Annotated in this window: 12 protein-coding genes; 11 read left to right on the forward strand and 1 reads right to left on the reverse strand. The window is 45.7% G+C overall.

Going from position 1 to position 20,045, the window contains the following annotated elements:
• Positions 1-8: 8 nt before the first annotated feature.
• Genes ACHKAR_RS14385 through ACHKAR_RS14395 form a run of 3 tightly spaced genes read left to right on the forward strand, consistent with a single transcriptional unit; the run spans position 9 to position 2,718 of the window.
• On the forward strand, positions 9-1,244 hold the full coding sequence (locus ACHKAR_RS14385) for a nitrous oxide reductase family maturation protein NosD (protein WP_395418034.1): 1,236 nt from the start codon (positions 9-11) through the stop codon (positions 1,242-1,244).
• Positions 1,241-1,939: an ABC transporter ATP-binding protein gene (locus ACHKAR_RS14390; RefSeq protein WP_395418036.1), complete on the forward strand. Its 699-nt coding sequence runs from the start codon at positions 1,241-1,243 to the stop codon at positions 1,937-1,939. Before ACHKAR_RS14385 ends, ACHKAR_RS14390 begins: the two co-directional genes overlap by 4 nt.
• Complete coding sequence (locus ACHKAR_RS14395) at positions 1,936-2,718, forward strand: ABC transporter permease (RefSeq protein ID WP_395418037.1); 783 nt, start codon at positions 1,936-1,938, stop codon at positions 2,716-2,718. The genes ACHKAR_RS14390 and ACHKAR_RS14395 overlap by 4 nt, the downstream gene beginning before the upstream one ends.
• A gap of 61 nt (positions 2,719-2,779) precedes the next feature.
• On the opposite strand, the gene ACHKAR_RS14400 is transcribed toward ACHKAR_RS14395, so the two are convergent.
• Positions 2,780-5,260: a Kelch repeat-containing protein gene (locus tag ACHKAR_RS14400; RefSeq protein WP_395418038.1), complete on the reverse strand. Its 2,481-nt coding sequence runs from the start codon at positions 5,258-5,260 to the stop codon at positions 2,780-2,782.
• Between the two features lie 438 nt (positions 5,261-5,698).
• Between ACHKAR_RS14400 and ACHKAR_RS14405 the strand changes: the two genes are divergently transcribed.
• The 8 genes from ACHKAR_RS14405 (at position 5,699) to ACHKAR_RS14440 (ending at position 20,041) form a co-directional block, all read left to right on the forward strand.
• Positions 5,699-7,507: a carboxypeptidase-like regulatory domain-containing protein gene (locus ACHKAR_RS14405; RefSeq protein WP_395418039.1), complete on the forward strand. Its 1,809-nt coding sequence runs from the start codon at positions 5,699-5,701 to the stop codon at positions 7,505-7,507.
• 71 nt (positions 7,508-7,578) lie between these two features.
• Positions 7,579-8,970 (forward strand): glycoside hydrolase family 76 protein, encoded by a 1,392-nt coding sequence (locus ACHKAR_RS14410; protein WP_395418040.1) that lies wholly within the window; start codon positions 7,579-7,581, stop codon positions 8,968-8,970.
• Positions 8,971-8,986: 16 nt separating this feature from the next.
• A complete protein-coding gene (locus tag ACHKAR_RS14415) occupies positions 8,987-12,217 on the forward strand; it encodes a SusC/RagA family TonB-linked outer membrane protein (protein ID WP_395418041.1) in 3,231 nt (1,076 codons plus the stop codon).
• 44 nt (positions 12,218-12,261) lie between these two features.
• Complete coding sequence (locus ACHKAR_RS14420; RefSeq protein ID WP_395418042.1) at positions 12,262-14,319, forward strand: RagB/SusD family nutrient uptake outer membrane protein; 2,058 nt, start codon at positions 12,262-12,264, stop codon at positions 14,317-14,319.
• A gap of 4 nt (positions 14,320-14,323) precedes the next feature.
• A complete protein-coding gene (locus ACHKAR_RS14425; protein ID WP_395418044.1) occupies positions 14,324-15,166 on the forward strand; it encodes a DUF3823 domain-containing protein in 843 nt (280 codons plus the stop codon).
• 176 nt (positions 15,167-15,342) lie between these two features.
• On the forward strand, positions 15,343-17,538 hold the full coding sequence (locus ACHKAR_RS14430; protein WP_395418045.1) for a hypothetical protein: 2,196 nt from the start codon (positions 15,343-15,345) through the stop codon (positions 17,536-17,538).
• A 64-nt stretch (positions 17,539-17,602) separates the two neighbouring features.
• Positions 17,603-19,882 carry a GH92 family glycosyl hydrolase gene (locus ACHKAR_RS14435; protein ID WP_395418047.1) on the forward strand — a complete coding sequence of 760 codons (2,280 nt, stop codon included), beginning with the start codon at positions 17,603-17,605 and terminating at the stop codon, positions 19,880-19,882.
• 18 nt (positions 19,883-19,900) lie between these two features.
• A complete protein-coding gene (locus tag ACHKAR_RS14440) occupies positions 19,901-20,041 on the forward strand; it encodes a hypothetical protein (RefSeq protein WP_395418049.1) in 141 nt (46 codons plus the stop codon).
• Positions 20,042-20,045: the final 4 nt, after the last annotated feature.

Here is a 20,045-nt window from a genome sequence, read left to right on the forward strand (position 1 = left end):
AGTAACACATGAGACGAGAACGTTGTATCATGCTAATTATCCTATTCACTTCTCTGGTGAGTCGTGCGTCTGTTACGTCGGTTTGTGGTGATTGTGCCATTACCAGTGTAGCGGAGGCAGTAAGGCATGCCAGGGCAAAAGATACGGTGAGGGTTCAGCGCGGGACATACGTTTGCAAAAACCTGACCATCGATAAACCCATTACGTTGATTGGGGATTCGGGAGCCATCCTTGATGGAGCCAATGAAAGTTATGTGCTCAGGTTATTGGCTGATAGCATTGTGGTGTATGGTTTTACCATCACCAATTCAGGAAGGAGTTACACCAAGGACTTTGCTGCGATTTATGCTTATAATACTTCGGGTATTTGGATCGAAAATAATCAGGTGAGCCAGTCATTTTTTGGGATACTGATAGAAAAATCAACTGGAGGAACCATACTAGGAAACAAAGTGACAGGAACGGCCACTCAGGAAGATCAGTCCGGCAATGGAATTCATCTTTGGAATTGTGATCACATGCAAATCGAGTCAAACGAAGTAAAAGGGATGCGGGATGGGATTTATCTGGAGTTTGTAGATGAGAGCTATGTGACTGATAACAAAACACACTTCAATGTTCGGTATGGTTTGCACTTTATGTTTTCAAATCATGATGAGTATAGGGGCAACACTTTTCAGCATAATGGGGCAGGTGTAGCGGTGATGTTTTCCAAATGGATCAGAATGGAGCAAAACAGGTTCATGGATAACTGGGGAACCGCCTCGTACGGACTGTTGCTCAAGGAGATTTATGATGGGGAAGTACAGAACAACACCTTTCAGGAAAATACCATTGGGGTATATGTGGATGGATCGGCGAGAGTAACGTACTCGGGCAATACCTTTAAGCAGAATGGTTGGGCAGTAAAAGTGTCCGGGGGCTGCTATGCCAATGCATTTACTGCCAACAACTTTATTGGCAACTCCTTTGATGTGTCGTACAACTCCAAAATGAATGACAATACCTTCAATGGTAACTTTTGGAGCGCCTACAGCGGCTATGACCTGGACAAAGATGGGAGTGGAGATGTGCCGTACCGTCCCGTGAAGCTATTCTCTTATGTGGTGAATAGAACTCCGGAGACCATAGTGCTGCTCAGAAGTCTTTTTGTGGACATCATCAATTTTTCGGAAAAAGTCTCTCCGGCTTTTACTCCCGCCGACCTGGTAGATCAGACACCTTCAATGCGAATATTCAGATGATTACAGTGACCAATATTAGGAAGTCCTTCGGTAACCTTCAGGTACTGAAAAACCTCAACTTTGAGATCAGCAAAGGCGGGATAGTTGCAATCCTGGGGCCGAATGGCTCTGGAAAAACCACATTTTTAAAGATTTTGCTTGGCATGGTGATTCCTGACGGTGGCCATATCTTTTATCAGCAAAAAGATATAGCGGGGTCTCATGCATACAGAAAGCATATTGGTTATCTGCCGCAGATTGCTCGTTTCCCGGATAACCTGAAGGTAAGAGAGATACTGGCGATGATCACTGACATTCGCAACGAACCCGCCAGCCCGGAGCCACTGATTGAACTCTTTGGGATGGAGAAATTTATGGAGAAGAAACTGGGAGATCTGTCCGGAGGTACCAGGCAGAAGGTCAATATCGTATTGACCTTTATGTTTGACAGCCCGGTGATCATACTGGACGAACCCACAGCAGGTCTTGATCCGGTCTCACTGATCCGGTTGAAGGAACTCATCAATAAGGAAAAGTCAAAGGGTAAGCTCATTTTGATCACTTCTCACATCATGAGCCTGGTAGAAGAGCTTGCCGACGAAGTGGTGTTTTTACTAGAGGGCAATATCTACTTCAAAGGGACCGTCACAGACCTGAAGTCCAAAACTGACAGTGTAGATTTAGAACACGCGATAGCGAGAATTCTGGAACCATGATCAAGATTTTAAAATATAGTTTTTCTGATTTGACGCGGAGTAGGTGGAGTTTTATATACCTGGCTTTTTACCTACTGCTGGGGTCTGTGCTTCTGTTTCTGAACAACGATCTGTCCAAAGGCATCATCACCTTGATGAATGTGATAGTGGTGCTCACACCCATGATTGGGACCATTTTTGGGGTGATGTATTTTTACAATTCCAGAGAGTTTACAGAGCTTTTACTTGCCCAACCTGTGAAGCGTTCTGTGATTTTTCTGGGGCAGTATTTGGGTATATCCATTTCATTGTCACTAAGCCTTGTCCTAGGGTTGGGTCTTCCTTTTCTGGCCTACGGTATTTTTCGCTCTGGCGAAATAGCCAATTTTATCCTATTGCTCACTTCTGGTACTTTGTTGACCTTCATCTTCGTGGCCCTTTCTATCTGTATTGCTCTGTTCAATTCTAACAAGATTAAGGGCTTTGGCTGCGCCATACTGATGTGGTTGTTTTTTGCGGTGATTTATGATGGTCTGGTGCTCTTGTCCATGATGGTGTTTGCAGAGTATCCTCTAGATAATTTTGCTTTGATTGCGAGCTTTTTGAATCCAATTGATTTATCCAGAATCATGATCTTGTTGAAGTTGGATATTTCAGCCTTGCTGGGTTATACCGGAGCTTTGTTTCAGCGATTTTTTGGCACCAGTTTGGGGTTGATTGCTTCCTGGTGTATGCTTTTGATTTGGACCATCGTTCCTACGGTTCTCCTGATCAGAAAAGCTCAGAGGAAGAATTTCTAAAAAGTGGTTTGGTGGTTTTCAGGTGGTCCTACTAATCATCCGGTAGATTAGATGCTGTATGTCAAATTTTGAATTGTTTAGGATAATCCTGCTTCATTACTTTTCTGTATCTGATGAGGAACTCGTTATACTTGATTAAGGCCTCATCTCTTCTTTCCATGTTTTGTAGGGACTTTATTTGATACTCCAGGGCCACATCGCTTAGTGGGTCTATTTCAAACAAAGCCTTGGATAAGGCGATGCTCGTCAGGAATAACCCGGAAGAATAGCTTTTTTCGATCTCCACAATCAGGATTGGTTCCAATTTTCTTTCGGTAGATGTCTTAAATGAATCAAATATTGGTTCATTAAGGTTGTTTAAGAACTTACCGCGAGAAACGATTTGGGCAAAAGACTCCTGATGTTCGGCTAACTTATTGGAGGAGAGGATTTCCACAAAATTGATATAGTCACAGTGTAGTTCTGGAGTATGTGTGAGTCGGTAGTATCCATTTTCATAGATCAATTCTATACCATCTAGTTCCGAGAGCACTTTTCTCAAATTATTGATGGTCACCCCTCGTGAATTCTTCAACTTCTCACCCTCCTTGTCTGGCCAGAGCATGTTGCTCAGGTTTTTTGAATTGATACCCTCCTTCACACTATGTTGGAGTATGAGGCAAAACATTTCTGTTAGTCGGGAGCTAAACATGTAGCTGATATCCTTACCACCCCTATCAAAAACCGTGAAATTACCAAACAGGAATATTGAATTGGGTTTATGCTCATCAGTGGGGGAGGTTCCTTTCTCCGACATCTCCCGAGACCCTCTCTGTTTTATGGACTTTGCTCTTTTCTTCAATAGAAGGTAGCCCAATATCACGATGAATAGCATACTGAGCAAAAGGATGATCAGCTTCGTGGCCACGGAGCTATCTGATTTCGCCTGAGTCATCAGTTTGTCCACTGTCACGGCGGGAAACGCGATGGAGTAGATTTTCAGCTGTGAAGCAATATCATCATCTTCAAATTCCTGTACCAGTGCGTAAAGTGTTTGCTCACTGCTGCTATAATATATGTTGGCATTGGTATTCATTTTATCCGAGTGGATAGGGATAGAATCTCCCAGAATCTTGAAGACCCCATCTTGTAATGAGTACTGATAAAGCTTGAGAAATGAATCTGTATAATGCTCCGGATAGCATAAGGTGTAGAAGCTGGAGTCCATAATCACCATACTTCGTACAGGCACCATTTCTATATTATCCCAGGGAATATCCCAGAGTTTCGATGTTCTCTTTGTTTCCAGGTTCACCTCATAGAGGTCATGCATGTATTTCCTACCCACAATCTGGTCCCCGGATTTATTGCCCATGCCTCCAAAGATGTATATGGACTGTTCCTGCTCCACATAGCTAATACTGGCAAAGTATCGTGGGGAAATAAAATCTCCTTCCAGATCAGTTAGAATTTCCTCCCAGTCCTTGGTGGTCGTGCTGTAGCTATAAAAAGAGTTGCTGTAACGTTTGTCCCCAAACCCTCCGAAAAGCACAAATCGATCACGCTTAGCGTCGAAGAAACGCCCATGATGAAATAACCTCTTTTGAAGTTTGTCATAGCTTTCTGTTTTCCATTCGAAGCTGGTTAGATCGAGACTTGCCACTGAGGGCTCGTTGGTGTTGGTATACACCTCATACACATATAATTTATTGTTTTCAGCATCAATGAAGCTGGTGCCAGTGGTAAAGTTGATTGGACATTCATTTTTGAGGACGATGACATTGGCCCTGTCCGTTTTGGTATTGTATTGGAATAAGGTGTCTTTATTGAAGTAATAAATTTCATTATTAGTAGGGTTATGACACGATCCGGCTACTGCCCTGGATTTGAATGAATGCTTTAGACGCCAGAAATAGGCATCGTTGATCAGCCAATCCGGATTTTCTACCCATCCGATGGCATTACCCTCCTCATCATGCACAGCTTTGCCACGACCTTCGCTTAACTGAAATGTGTATTTGTTGCCATCTCCTATGGAGAGGTCTCTGATGGCGAAAGAAGGCACTTCTATGATGTAGTCACTTTTACCAAAGATCACTGTAGGGTGGTAGGTATCCGGCAGATCTAATTTCTCGATGGTATGGATTTGATCCTGTATGGATAGCTTCAGCTGGTTTTGTTGAAGATTAAATGATATCCCTACATGAATCCATCTGGCCTTATTTAAAATGTCTTTGTCAAGTCTTGCAGTAACAAGACTGCTTACCCCTTCTTCATTAAACTTGAAAACAAGGTCATCATTCTGCTCTTCAAAGAAGAGGTTGTAAATCGTACTGTTTTTGGCGTCTTTGATGCGGAGGATATAGCCTATCTGATGAGTAGAGTAGAGTGATAGATCAAACTCTATGGAAAAATGACCTGAAAATTCTACGGATTGATCATTGAAGACATTATAGGAAGTCCGCTCATCGATCGGGTGGGTATTGTCCTTGAACCTCAATCCCTGTGTAGGATTGGTTTGGATAGAAATTACCGATAGAAGTAACAGGACTAAATGATTCATTCAAGGAAAATTAAGATATAAGGCACTAACAATGGAAATCACTTCGGAAGATAATTTATTGAAGACTACCAAAGGCTCACCAACGAGTCTTATCTGGCTGTAAAAGTAGCAATAGCTTCAAAAAGGGGGCAGAAATATTGAGGTAATTGCGCTTGCACAGAATTCACTTCATTTTTCTCTTCTCTGCACATTCCGAGGTAATTCTCCCATTCATGGTAATTGATCAGGTTGTTAGATGCACCGCGGCCCTCAGATTGCAAAATTGTCAATAATAAGTGGAGTAGGTTAATAAGATATTTCATGTTTTAACCCCTAATTAATCGCCTGGTTAACCACCAGCATACATTTTTGACATGTTTGTTCGATGCGAATTCCTCAATAACAGTAGCTGAGAACACTATTAATTTTTCAAAAATGATAACCAAAACAACTTAAATTATGAGAAATGAAATTTTACGCTTTGCTACATGTATGCTGATCGGGCTGGTGTTTCTATCATTAAGCTCCTGCGATAAAGATGAAACTCCTCAAGCCGCAGAATTGGGGTCAATAACTGGCGTGGTTGTCGATGAGGGCGGGCAGGCCGTTGCAGATGTCAATGTGACGGTTGCGAGTCTGAATGAAGAGGATATTTCCTTAACCACCGGGGCTGACGGAGCATTTCTTGCTGAGAACCTTCCATTGAAAGCGCACACGATAACTTTTTCCAAAACAGGATGGCTTACTGTAAGCATCACTGTGGGAGTAGATAAGTTTGACGACAGTAACGTGGCTACAGCAGATGTGACTATGGTAAATGCTTCTGCAAAGATTAGCGGTACAGTTACTGATTCTAAAAACAATGATGCCCCAATAGCAGGTGTAAGTGTAAGCACCGGATCGGAGACCGTCACTACAGGAGAGGATGGTACCTATGCCATCGAGAACCTGGTGGAAGATGACTATACCATTACCTTTTCGAAAGATACCTATGTGACAGTAGTGAAGGAAATAACTTCATCAGACTTTGTGGATGGTGTGGCTACTGTGGATGCCAAACTGGGAGCAGATGAACTCCTGAGGGGTTTTACGTCAGAGGATCTGCTAAATGCAGATAAGTGGTACTACAATGAATACCGCGGTGGTCGCAACGCAGATGCCTATCCACATTGGGACTGGGCATGTGATTACATGTCCACACTGGACTTTCAGGGAGCATGGCAGGAGCAAAACGAGGGTACTACCTTGCAGATCCGCAATGGCGAGGAGGATCAGGACAATCCAGCAGATCTTGATGTTTTCGATTCGTTTGTCTATGGTAGCAAGCTGATCACAGAGGATAACAAAATACTCTCCATCAGATTGCGCACCCACGATGCGGATGAAACAGCTCCGGCTCATTATGGCGTGCAGGTAGTTGATCTTTCCGCGGCTCAGCCGGCTGCAGTAAAAGTGGGCGGTAATAAGACTTATGGTTCTGGAGATTATGCAGATATTGATTTCGATTTGAGTGATTATGTGGGCAAGGAGGTAATTATAGCTATTGGTATCTATCGTGAAGCTACTGGTGACTACTGGAAACAACTCGTACTTCGGGCCATCAGGTTCTCTAATCAAAAAGTAGAAGGAACAAACTGGCTACCGGGTACAGAGGTAATCGAAGGATGGAAGCTCACTCAGGAAACAGTACGTTCAACCATGCCTCACACCAAGTCATCATTTACAGGTATTAGCCCTGTGAGCGGCAACAGAGATAACTATGTAGACGCATACCGCGCCTGGAGAGATGTTGACCACATAGGTGCCGAATGGTCTTTTGTACCGCTCAAGAAAGATCCTGAAGTATTTGCTTCTGAAGGGTACATCATCAAAACCCGAAATACAGCTGAGGTGAGTACTACAGTACCCGAGGCCTATATGTATGCCAAATTTTCTATTGCTTCCGGCAGCAATCAAATGACACTGAATACGCGTAATTTTGGTGATAACCCCACGTATTTCAAGCTTACCGCCATCCAGGACAATGGTACCGTCACTCACATAGCGCCCACGTCTAATACAGCCCAGGAAGCCAGTGCAGCCGCAGACGGTTGTTGGACTTTCAAACATGGAGATGGAGGTGCTGATAATCCTGAAGGCTACGCTTCTTTCGTTTACGATTTGTCACAGTTCGATGGTGAGGATGTTACACTTGCGTTCGGGGTCTATAATGGAGTTGCAGACTCAGGTGAGAACAAGCTTGTTTTCTACAGCATTGAATTGAACTAAAATTGAATAAGAGCACGATGCTAACATTTAATAAGATAATATCTATCTGTTGTTTTGTTTTACTCATCACCATGGTCGCATGTGGTGATTCGGGATCTAATCCAGGTCCTGATTCAAAGGAGGAGTTGAGCTTATCTGAGCGAAACCTCCTACGCGCCATGGAGCTCACTGACAGTGCCATCTCTGCCCACTTTTCGGGGGCAGGGATGGCAATGGCCAGGTATTATAACCCTTATACCGACGTGCGTTCAGATGAAATCGGAAGTATATGGATGTATACCAGCGCCATTGAAGCAGTGAACGCAATTCTGCACAGCCTTGAGCGCCAAAAGGGAGGGGGTAATTCGAAACTGTATGACGAACACTTCAACAGATATGCGGAGGTGTTATCCAGCCTGTATGAAAATGCAAAATTTTATCAGGGCACTTTCGAGCTTGTCTCTTATACTCAGACCAAAGAGTGGACCATATATGGGGTGAACCGTGGGGCAGGTAAAGGAGCTGCGAGTGTGGCTGGTATCATGAATGTGTATGATGATCAGATGTGGTTTATTCGGGAGTTGGTGGAAAGTTATAAACTGACCGGCAACGATGCGTACCTCCAGGAGGCTGAGTATTTGACAGAATATGTATTGGATGGATGGGATTGCACCATAGATGACAATGGGGAAGAACTGGGCGGCATTACCTGGGGCCCCGGGTATGTGACCAAGCATTCTTGCAGTAACGGCCCCATGATTAGTCCATTGGTGTGGCTGCATGAGATATACCAAGGCAAATCGGATCAGATTACGCATCGCTACATTGATGCGCAGGATAAAGAGACCAGAAGAACGGTACAGGTGACTAAGAGTGATTACTACCTGGACTTTGCAAAAAAAATCTATGCATGGCAGGAAGAGCGCTTGCTGCGATCTGATGGGGTATATGATGACCTGATGGGCGGTTGCTCCCCTGGAGGACCGGAAACAGAAACCGTCAATGGAAAGACTTACCGCAAGGGTATCAGGTGTAGAGAAATGGCCGGTCCTGCCATTACTTATAACAGTGGTAGCATGCTCTCAGGAGCAGCTGATCTGTTCAGAGTCACAGGGGATGACCAGTACCGCAAGGATGCGAGTAATTTGTCTGACGCCAGCTTTGAATATTTTGCCAATCCGGAGCAAACCAAAGAGGGGTATTATACCTGGGATATCAGTGGATTCAATAACTGGTTCAATGGTGTACTCATGAGGGCATATGTAGATGCTTACCCGGAACACAAGCCCGTAGCTGACTACATTGATTCCTTTCAGAAGAACCTTGATTACGGTTATGAAAACTTCTTGTACGAGGGGTTTTTACCTACCAATTTGCTGGTAGGTTGGAGCCAGACCAATAACAACAACAGGACAGAAGGCATGTTCAATTTCGCGTTTGCAGCAGAGTATGCCGTATTGGCGAGATACGAACTTGAAAAATGATAAACTGACTTAACCTATGCCAAATAAATACAAGCAATTGTCTGTAAGACTGTTAAAGTATTCCGTACGTGGGATGCTTGTTCAGTGCCTGTTTTTAGCTTCCGCTCTCGTGGCGGAGGCAAGCACTGAGGAGAATGTGAATTATACTGTTGCGGCTGATTTGCAACAGGAGTTGACAGTCACCGGAAAAGTGACTTCAGAGGATGGAGAAGGCTTGCCGGGTGTGACCATCAAAATTAAGAGTACCGGTCAGGGAACTACCACCAATATCGATGGGACGTACAGGGTCAAGGTGCCGGATGAAGGTGCTGTTTTGGTCTTCTCATTTATCGGTTATAAGCAGCAGGAAATTACCGTAGGAGCCAGCTCGGTCATTGATGTGGCTTTGGAGCCGGACATTCAGCAGCTGAATGAAGTGATAGTGGTTGGGTATGGTACCCAGGAGAAAGTTACAATCACAGGATCTGTGGCCAGTATCAAAGGTGAAGAAATGCTTCAAACCAGAAACGAAAATCCACAAAATATGCTAACCGGCCGGGTGGCGGGTGTTCGGGTATGGCAAAGAAGCGCAGAGCCGGGAACGTTCAATAACAATTTTGATATACGTGGTTTTGAGGGAAGTCCCTTGGTGGTGATAGATGGAGTGCCTCGTACCATGGCAGATTTTCAACGGTTGAATCCCAATGACATAGAGGACATTTCTGTACTCAAAGATGCTTCAGCAGCCATTTATGGTGTTCGTGCCGCCAGTGGAGTAGTGTTGGTCTCCACTAAAAAAGGATCCGCAGGTAAAACCAAAATTTCCTATAACGGATCATATACCCTACAGAAACCATCGCGTATGCCGATGCTCGCTGATCCATACGAAACCATGACCCTCTACAACGAGAAATCGATGAATAATATCAGTGGGGGCACGATCATCTATGATGAAGATGATTTCGAAGCATTTCGTACGGGCAGGCGCAGAGCCGCAGATTGGAACTCGTTGTTGCTATCGGACTACTCTCCTCAGACGCAGCACAACATCAGCATTACCGGAGGATCCGACCAAACCCAATACTTCATTGGTGGTGGATACTTGTTTCAGGAGGGATTCTTCAAATCCGGGGATTTGAACTATGAGAAATTCAACCTTAGGTCCAATATTACCACAGAGCTCACGGAAGGGTTGAAGTTTAATATCAACCTGGCAGGGGTGCTGGATCAGCGCAATTCTCCTTATTCCAGTTCGGTAGATATCATCAGAAATTATTGGAGACAAGGGGTTTTGTTTCCTGCTTATGCAGATCCGGAAAACACATTGCTGAATTATCAGGGGCTGGATCTGGAGCAAAACACCGTGGCCATGATGACTTCCGATATTTCCGGATACCGTCAATACAATCAGAGAAACTTTCAATCCTCGGCATCTCTGGAATACGATATGGAAACACTCGCCAGCGCATTGAAGGGGCTATCTGCCAAGGCGATGATTAGTTATGACTATCGGTTTGATGATAACAATTCCTATCGCAGAGAATACTATCAGTTCATGTATGATGAAGCGACCGACTCGTACGCTTCTAAGCTTTATAACCTGAGCTCTCCAAATCAGATCAGGCGCGAAATGTTTAACAGGCAGCAGGTTTTGGGGCAGTTTTTACTGAACTATAACCGAACATTTGATTCCAAACATGATGTGAAAGCCCTACTCGGCTGGGAGAGTCAAAGAAAAAAGGGGGATAACTTCTTCGCCCGAAATGATCTTGCTTTTGCCATGGATCACCTGGTGGGAGGCACCACCGATAACATGGTGAGCGGCATGCTCGGAGACCCGGATAATTTATATGTCATTGCCAACGCAGCTGCTTTAGGAAGGCTGAACTACTCGTTTGCAGATCGATACATCGCTGAGTTTCAGTTTCGCTATGATGGTTCCTCCAAGTTTGTGGAGGATAACCAATGGGGTTTCTTCCCTTCGGGATCAATCGGCTGGCGTATTTCTGAAGAGCCGTTTTTTAATTCCGTTTCAGCTTTGTCCTTTATTGACCAGCTCAAATTCAGGGCCAGTTATGGTATGACAGCCAATGATGGTTCGCTGAACTATGAGTGGTACCCGGGATATATTTATCCATCTACCAGTGGCAATGCAGAGAATGGATATTACAATCAGTATGCGCCCGGTTATGTGTTTGGTGGCGAATTTGTCAATGGAGTAGACCTGATTGTTGCCAATAGTCACATCTCCTGGTGGAAAGCCAAAACATTTAATGTTGGGGTGGATTTTGAAAGCTGGAATGGTTTGTTTGGCTTCTCAGCGGACTACTTCGACCGCCGCAGAGAGGGGCTTTTTGAGCGTCGTTCAGGGGATGTACCCACCGCAGTAGGTACCGGAGCTCCCCTGGAAAATGTGAACAGCGATCGTCAGTTTGGTATCGACCTTCAGCTCTCACATTTCAATAGAATCGGTCAGTTTTCATATAAAGTGAAAGCGATTAGTACCATTACTCGAAGGAAATGGCTTACGGCTGTTCAAAATGGCCCATATGCCAATTCTTATGATCAATGGCGAAATGACAACCTGACTGACAGGTACCAGGGGGTACAATTTGGGTACGAAGAGGCAGGGCGTTATGAAGATTGGGAGGACATCTGGTCATACCCCATCTATAAGGATCGGGACATATTGCCGGGAGATTATAAGTATGAAGACTGGAATGGCGATGGCGAAATCAACAGTTTGGACGAACATCCTTTTGCTTTTGACCAAACTCCGTGGATGAACTTCAGCTTATCGTTTGATGGCTCCTACAAAAATTTTGACCTGAGCTTCCTCTTTCAGGGTACGGCCATGGGGTCTATGCAATATCAGGAACCACTATACGGTATCTGGGGAACAAATGGAGGCGGTACTTTGACCCAATACCTGGACCGCTGGCATCCGGTAGATCCGTCAGCAGATCCCTACGATCCTGAGACCGACTGGGTAAGCGGATACTATGGGTATACCGGCAACTATCCCTTTGGAAATTCCGATTTCAACCGTGTCAGTACGGCTTACCTGAGGCTCAAAAGTATAGAGGCGGGCTACACGCTCAAGCCGAAGCAGTCATCTTCTATGAATGTGCGTGTATTTGCCAACACCTATAATCTATTCACGATCACAGGGGTCAAATTTGTTGATCCGGAACATCCTGATAGCGACCTGGGCCGATTGTATCCGCTCAGTAAAACATACACGTTGGGAATTTCAGCCTCATTTTAAGAAATGGTTACTGTGAAACAACGAACTGAAAATTTGATGATGATATGAAAAGGATATATATATTATTTCTGATAAGCTTACTCACCATCTCTGCTTGTGCAGACCTGGACATACCACCGCCAAACGTGGTGGGTGATGAAACGCTCTTGACCAGCGAATCCGGAATGAAGGTTTATCTGGCGCGCATGTATAGCCGAATGCCTTTTGAGGACTTCAAATACATGCCCCAGTGGGGCTTTGAGTACAACGGATGGCTTAATGCCCTGGGAATAGCCGGCACCGGCGAAGCATTGAATCGAGATGGGATTTGTGCGGCCTTTACCGGTGAACGTACACCCTACTGGGGTCAGGCATTTACATTGCTGAGAGATGCGAATTACCTGATTGAAACTTTGCCGGAGTATCAGAGCTCATTTCCAAGTGTTACTTACAATCACTATTTGGGAGAGGCATATTTTGCCAGAGCGATGGTGTTTGCTGCTATGGCTAGACGCTTCGGGGGTGTTCCGCTGGTAACAAAGCTGATCGAATATCCTGCAGATGCTGCAGAAGCGGATATACCACGGGCCACAGAAGAAGAGACATGGGATCAGGTGTTGGCGGACTTTGACCAGGCCATTGACCTGCTGCAGCCCACCAGTCAGGAGCGTGGCTATGCCAACAAGTACGTGGCTTTGTCATTCAAGTCTGAGGCTATGTTGTATGCGGGGAGTGTAGCCAAATACAATGAGACCGTTCCCGGACGTCTGACAGGTTTTGGATTGAAAACAGGCGTGCGAGTGATTGGCTTTGACGAGGACTCATGGCAGACAGCATCCATCAGATACTTTAGAGAAGCCTATGCAGCTGCACAAGAGGTGATCAACAGTGGGGCATATTCACTTTATATGAACAAATGGGTAGAAGGTGATCCTGAAGCTCAGTATCAGAATATGGTCGATATGTTTAGTGACCTCTCGAGCTCCGAAAATATCTATGTAAAGGAATATGTCTACCCGACAGTAACTCATGGATACGATGCTTATAGTGCTCCATTTATCTTTAAGGCACCACTGGCATCAGGGGTTTGTCCTACCGCTGATTTTGTGGAATTGTTTGATGGTTTTGATCGGTATCCGAATGGTACCCTCAAGGTAACCACAGGCAATTCCAACACGGAAGGGGACTACCTGATGTATGATTCACCAATGGATTTTTTCAGCAATGCTGAGCCACGTCTGCGCGCCTATGTGATCTTCCCGGGGGATGTATTCAAGGGTAAGGAAATAGAAATCAGAGCTGGAGTATATACGGGATCAGAGCCTGTAGAGCCCCTTTTCAACGACTACTCATTTGCGGCGGCGGAGACTCGCTACCAGCAGCTGAGTGAGTACACCCAGTCACCAAAGTCGTTGTTTCTTAGCTCCAGAGAAGGAAATGGCCAGGAAACCGTGAATTATAATGGAGCTGAAATGACTGCAGCAGGCGCCAATGGGCCATTCTATGACAATGGTGAAGGGTGTCTTACAGGGCTTTACGGACGTAAATGGCTGAATGATGACCCTTCGTTTGATGCGGGCGAGGGCAGGTCAGATCAGCACTTTATCCTTATGCGATATGCAGAGGTATTGCTCAATGCCGCCGAAGCGGCTGTAGAACTGTCTCTTGCCGGAGAGGCCGCACCTGATGGGTCAGATCTGATGCTTACAGCTACTTCTGCTGTGAACCAAATCCGAAGACGGGCAGGAGCCACTTTGCTGGCAGGCAATATTACTCCGGACATTACAGGTCGTAACATCGTGCGCAGGGAACGACGAAAAGAGCTGGCCCTGGAGCACAAGACCAAATGGGATGTGCGCAGATGGCGGGTACAGCACTACGAAGGCAGAGATGGATTTTGGGGCGAAACCCGAGATGCGGATCAATTCAGTAACAACTCTCGCTATCGCTTCCGGGGGCTTTATCCCTTCTTTTCTACAGAGAGCGGTCAGTACTTTTTTGATGCGAGGTTTCAGTGGGTAAGTCTGAAAACCTTCGAGTACAATGTGGTGGACTACTATTTCGCCATTCCTGGCAATGAAGTGGCCAAAAGCTCGATGATTGACCAACAACCAAACAGATAAGGAAATGAGCTTAAATAAGAATATTCAGAAAATGATAAGAATCCCGAATTATGCTGCTATGCTGGTGCTGATTTTACTCAGTGCCTGCAGCTTGTTTGAGTTGGATAACTATGACGCGCCCGCCGAAACCCTAAAGGGTGAGGTGGTAGATGTAGCCACTGGAGAGCCAGTGCTCACCGATCAGGGTAGCGAGGGAATCAGGGTACGTCTGACTGAGCTCAGCTGGGGAGATAATGTAGCTCCAAACCCGGACTTCTTTTGTATGCCCGACGGTACTTTTCAGAATACAAGGCTCTTCAAAGGCACCTACAACATTCAGGTGGATGGCCCATTCATTCCCTTGCTAAGGGAAGATGATCGAGGTGTTCCTCTTGCCAACGAAACCCAGACAATGGAAATTGAAGGGGTAACGAAAGCAAGGTTTGAGGTGCAGCCTTTCCTCAAAGTGGAGTGGGTAGGTTCACCTACAGTGGTCAACGGCAAGGTAAGGGCGCAGGTCAAGGTGATCAGAGGTGTTTCCGAGGAGGATTTCCAATCCAAAATTGAACCTATGGGTGGTTACAGTGATAGTTTCTTCAATGTGACTGATGTTCAGCTTTTTGTGAGCTATTCATCTTCTGTTGGCTACCGAGCCAGGGATACTCGTTGGTCCAATGCGATCGAATACTCCGGGGCTTCATTTGACGGTCTGGTAGGAGAGACTATTACCATCGAGTCCACAGGCACCATACCTTCCGGCAGGGCGGTGTTTGTACGGGCAGCAGCTCGTATCAACTACGATACACCCAGAGGAAGTGGAATCCGAAGATGGAACTACAATGAGGCCACGCAGGTCTTGATTCCTTAGGATATCCAAAGGCTTAATACCCTCTCGGTATGATGGTATTAAGCCTTTCAATTTTAATGCAGATCCTCCCTTTTTGGCGTCTTAGATAGCTCAGGTTATCTGCCAAATGACAAATGGAATTAGCCGTTTGTGTGAGGGTGGTTTGCTCTTTTTCTAAATGAAGATTGTTAAGATAAATGCGAATAACCACAGTGATAAACCTTTTCCTGATCATCGTTTTACTCTCTTGTAGCGATGCTCAGGACCAACGGGCGGAAGATCGTCCTAAAGAAAAGACCGTTTTTCAAACCTCAAATCCGTGGAAGCCTGTGATCGATGTGCGGGCGGATGTGGCCATTGTGTACAGTGTAAAGGATCACCATGAGAACGGTGGGATGACTTTTGAAGAGCGTGTTCAGTCCTGGAGGGACAGGGGCTACACTACTCACTTTATGTCGGGGATAGCATGGGGTGAATATCAGGATTATTTCACAGGTAAGTGGGATGGCAAGTGGCACCTGGATGAGGGGCAGGTCACCCAGCAGGGAGATACGATCTGGCATGGTCACATGGTACCATACATAGTCCCTTCCACCAACTTCATTCAGTACATGAAGGAGGCGGTCATCAAACGGGTGATAGATGCTGGCATAGATGCGATATACCTGGAAGAGCCGGAGTTTTGGTCACGATCAGGCTATAGCGAAGCATTTAAGCGGGAATGGAAAGAATACTATGGGTTTGACTGGAGACCCCAACACGAGTCTGCCGAAAATACCTACCTCTCCAATAAGCTCAAGTATCACCTTTACTACAGGGCTTTGAATGAGTGCTTCACTTATGCCAAGGCGTATGGTAAAAGCAAGGGAATGGATGTTCGTTGCTATGTGCCCACACACTCCCTTGTCAATTATTCTCAATGGATGATTGTAAGTCCTGAGGCCAGTCTGGCTTCATTGCCATGTGTAGACGGGTACATTGCCCAGGTATGGACGGGTACGTCCCGCGAGCCCAATTATTTTAAAGGAGAAAGGAAAGAACGGGTTTTTGAAACGGCTTTTCTGGAGTACGGATCCATGGAGTCCATGACCGCCCCTACCGGCAGAAAGTTATTCTTTTTAACCGATCCAATAGAGGATTGGCCGAGGGATTGGGCGGATTACAAAAAGAACTACCAGGCTACATTCACCGCTCAACTTCTCTACCCGATGATCGCCAATTATGAGGTGATGCCATGGCCCAACAGGATTTATCAGGGCCTCTACAGGACCAGCGCTGATAGTGATGAAAAAGAGCGAATTCCGCGATTTTATTCTACGCAAATGCAGGTCATGATCAATGCCCTGAACCACATGCCTTTATCAGAGAATAAAGTGAGCGGCTCTCAGGGCATTGGCATTTTGATGGCCAACTCTTTGATGTTTCAGCGATTTCCTACACACGCGGGCTACGAAGATCCGCAACTCTCTAATTTTTACGGTCAGGCATTACCCTTACTGAAGAGGGGCGTACCTGTGAAGACCGTGCACATCGAAAATGTTTCTTTTCCGGAAACACTGAAGGACATCAGGGTATTGATCATGTCCTACTCCAACATGAAGCCAATGGAAGAGACTGCTCATGGGTACCTGGCTGAGTGGGTGAAATCTGGCGGCACTTTGGTGTATAGCGCCAGAGATGAGGATGTCTTTCAGCGGGTGCAGGACTGGTGGAATACCGGGGAGAATGATTTCAAAGCGCCCTCAGATCACCTGTTTGAGAAACTCGGGCTTGATGTGCCTTTGGAGGCAGGAGAATATCAGTATGGCGAGGGGCTGGTTCGGGTATTGCGCAATGACCCCAAGGAGTTTGTGCTGGAAGCCGGGAGTGATGATGACTTTGTGAGTGCCATAGATGCACTCTACCGAAAGACCACCGGTGAAGGGTTAGCATTTAAAAACAATTTCACGCTTACCCGCGGACCTTATGAGATTATTTCGGTAGTGGATGAAAATGCCGATGCGACTCCTTATACCCTTGAGGGGATGCTGATCGATTTGTTTGATCCGGAAATCCCCGTGTTGACCACCAAGGTGATCAACCCTGGAGAGCAGGCCTTACTCTTCAATATCGATAGAGTGGACAATCGTGATATACCCCAGGTGATAGCCACGGCAGCCAGAGTTTACGATGAGGAAATAGCGGAGCACTCCTATGCATTTCTGGTGAAAAGCCCATTGAATACCACCAATGTGATGAGAATTCTACTCCCGAAAAAAGTGGCGGATATCAAGGTTATCGATCATTTTGGAGAGGCCATGAAAGTGGAGTCCTCATGGGATGAGGTAAGCAAGACGTGCTTCCTGAGGTTTGAGAATAATCCTGAAGGGGTACATGTGAGTGTGAAGTGGTGAGTGACACCGATTAGACAAATTGAAAATAAAGAGTAATTAAGAACTTAAGTGAATCATAATGAGAATGAAAATTTGGATTATCAGAGCGTTTTTTCTGTGCAGTTTGGTACTGGAAGGGAATGCACAGATCAATGATCCGGTAAGCTATGTGAGTACAATGGTGGGAACGCAATCCAAGCATTCTTTATCCACTGGTAATACCTATCCGATTATTGCCAGGCCATGGGGTATGAATTTCTGGACACCACAAACCGGGAAAATGGGTGATGGCTGGCAGTATGTATACACGGAAGATAAGATACGTGGATTCAAGCAGACACATCAGCCAAGCCCCTGGATCAACGATTATGGTCAGTTTGCGATCATGCCGGTGACCAATAAGTTGGTTTTCAATCAGGATGACCGTGCGAGTTGGTTTTCACACAAGGCAGAAACAGCCCATCCTTATTACTACAAGGTTTATTTGGCTGAGCATGATGTGGTTACTGAAATAGCGCCAACATCGCGGGCATCTGTCTTTCGTTTTACGTTTCCCGAAACGGATCAATCCTATGTCGTGGTTGATGCCTTTGACAATGGATCGTCCATCAAGATCCACCCTGAGAGAAACATGATCACGGGCTATAACACCAAGAATACCGGAGGAGTACCGGCTAACTTCAAAAACTACTTTGTAATCGTGTTTGATAAGCCCTTTGAGTACCAGGCAGCCGTGGAAAGCAACGAGATCAGGGAGGGAACCACTCAATGGACCGGTGACCATGCCGGAGCGGTGATTGGCTTTAAAACCACCCGGGGTGAGGTAGTCCATGCACGGGTTGCATCATCATTTGTTAGTCCGGAGCAGGCCTTGCTTAATCTGAAAGAGGTGGAGGAAAAGTCTTTTGACCAGGTAAAGCAGGAAGGCAAAGCCGAATGGAACGACATCCTTGGCCGAATAGAAATTACGGATACCAACATTGATAACATCAGGACTTTCTACTCATGCCTGTATCGTTCGGTATTGTTTCCAAGAACCCTGTCAGAGATCAACGCAAAGGGTGAGGTGATCCATTACAGCCCATTCAATGGCAAAGTGGTAGCTGGCGAGATGTTTACCGATACCGGGTTTTGGGACACCTTCAGAGCCCTGTTTCCATTTCTCAATCTGGTGTATCCTTCCATGAATGCCAAAATGCAGGAAGGTCTGGTAAATACCTATCACGAAAGCGGCTTCTTGCCAGAGTGGGCCAGCCCGGGACATAGGGATTGTATGGTAGGCAACAACTCCGCTTCTGTGGTGGCGGATGCCTACGTGAAAGGACTTACAGATCATGACATAGAGGCACTGTGGCAGGCCGTGGTGAGTGGTGCCAACTCCAGACATCCACAGATAGGATCCACAGGAAGATGGGGTTACGACTATTATAACAAACTGGGCTATGTGCCCTACAATGTTGGGATCAGGGAAAATGTGGCCAGAACACTTGAGTACGCTTATGACGACTGGTGTATCTATCAGCTAGGTAAGACATTGGGTAAACCAAAGTCAGAGATAAATGTGTTCGCTAAGCGGGCCATGAACTACAAAAACGTATTTGATCCTGAGCACAAGCTCATGCGAGGCAAAAATGAAGATGGGACTTTCCAGGCACCCTTCAATCCACTGAAATGGGGAGATGCCTTCACAGAGGGCAACAGTTGGCATTATACATGGTCGGTTTTTCATGACCCACAGGGACTGATCGATCTCATGGGGGGCTATGATTCCTTCAATGGCATGATGGATTCAGTGTTCAATTTGTCCCCGGTTTTTGATGAGAGCTACTATGGCGCGGTGATCCATGAGATCAGAGAAATGCAGATCATGAACATGGGTAACTATGCGCATGGCAATCAGCCGATTCAGCACATGATCTATCTCTATAACTACTCCGGGCAGCCCTGGAAAGCTCAAGCCAGAGTACGCGAGGTAATGAGCAACCTTTACAGTGCTGCTCCTGATGGATACTGTGGCGATGAAGACAATGGGCAGACCTCTGCATGGTATGTTTTTTCGGCACTCGGATTCTACCCGGTATGCCCCGGATCAGATCAGTATGTGATAGGGTCACCACTGTTTGATCGTGCAGTGATACATCTGGAAAATGGCAAAAAGATTGAAATAAGTGCTCAAGGCAATGGTGAAGACAAAGTGTACATTAATGAACTCACTTTGAATGGCGCCACTTCCAGTCAAAATTATCTGACCCATGAGGACCTGCTGAAGGGAGCCAAAATCAATTTTGAGATGAGTGAGAATCCCAATAAAAGCCGAGGCACAAAGAAAAAAGATTTTCCTTATTCATTTTCAAACGACAGGTAAATCTAAGTTTAAGATTGAATGAAACACGTAGTACTTCTTCATATGGTTATTTCCCCGGGTATTCTGAAAGCGAGTACCCGGGAATTAACTGCGGCTACCTCGTGCATTCCGTTTTACAACTTTGACGCACTCCGTGACCAGTTAGATCACCACCATTAAAACA

It is taken from the genome of Marinoscillum luteum (assembly GCF_044005705.1).
In the GTDB taxonomy this organism is placed as follows: domain Bacteria; phylum Bacteroidota; class Bacteroidia; order Cytophagales; family Cyclobacteriaceae; genus Marinoscillum; species Marinoscillum luteum.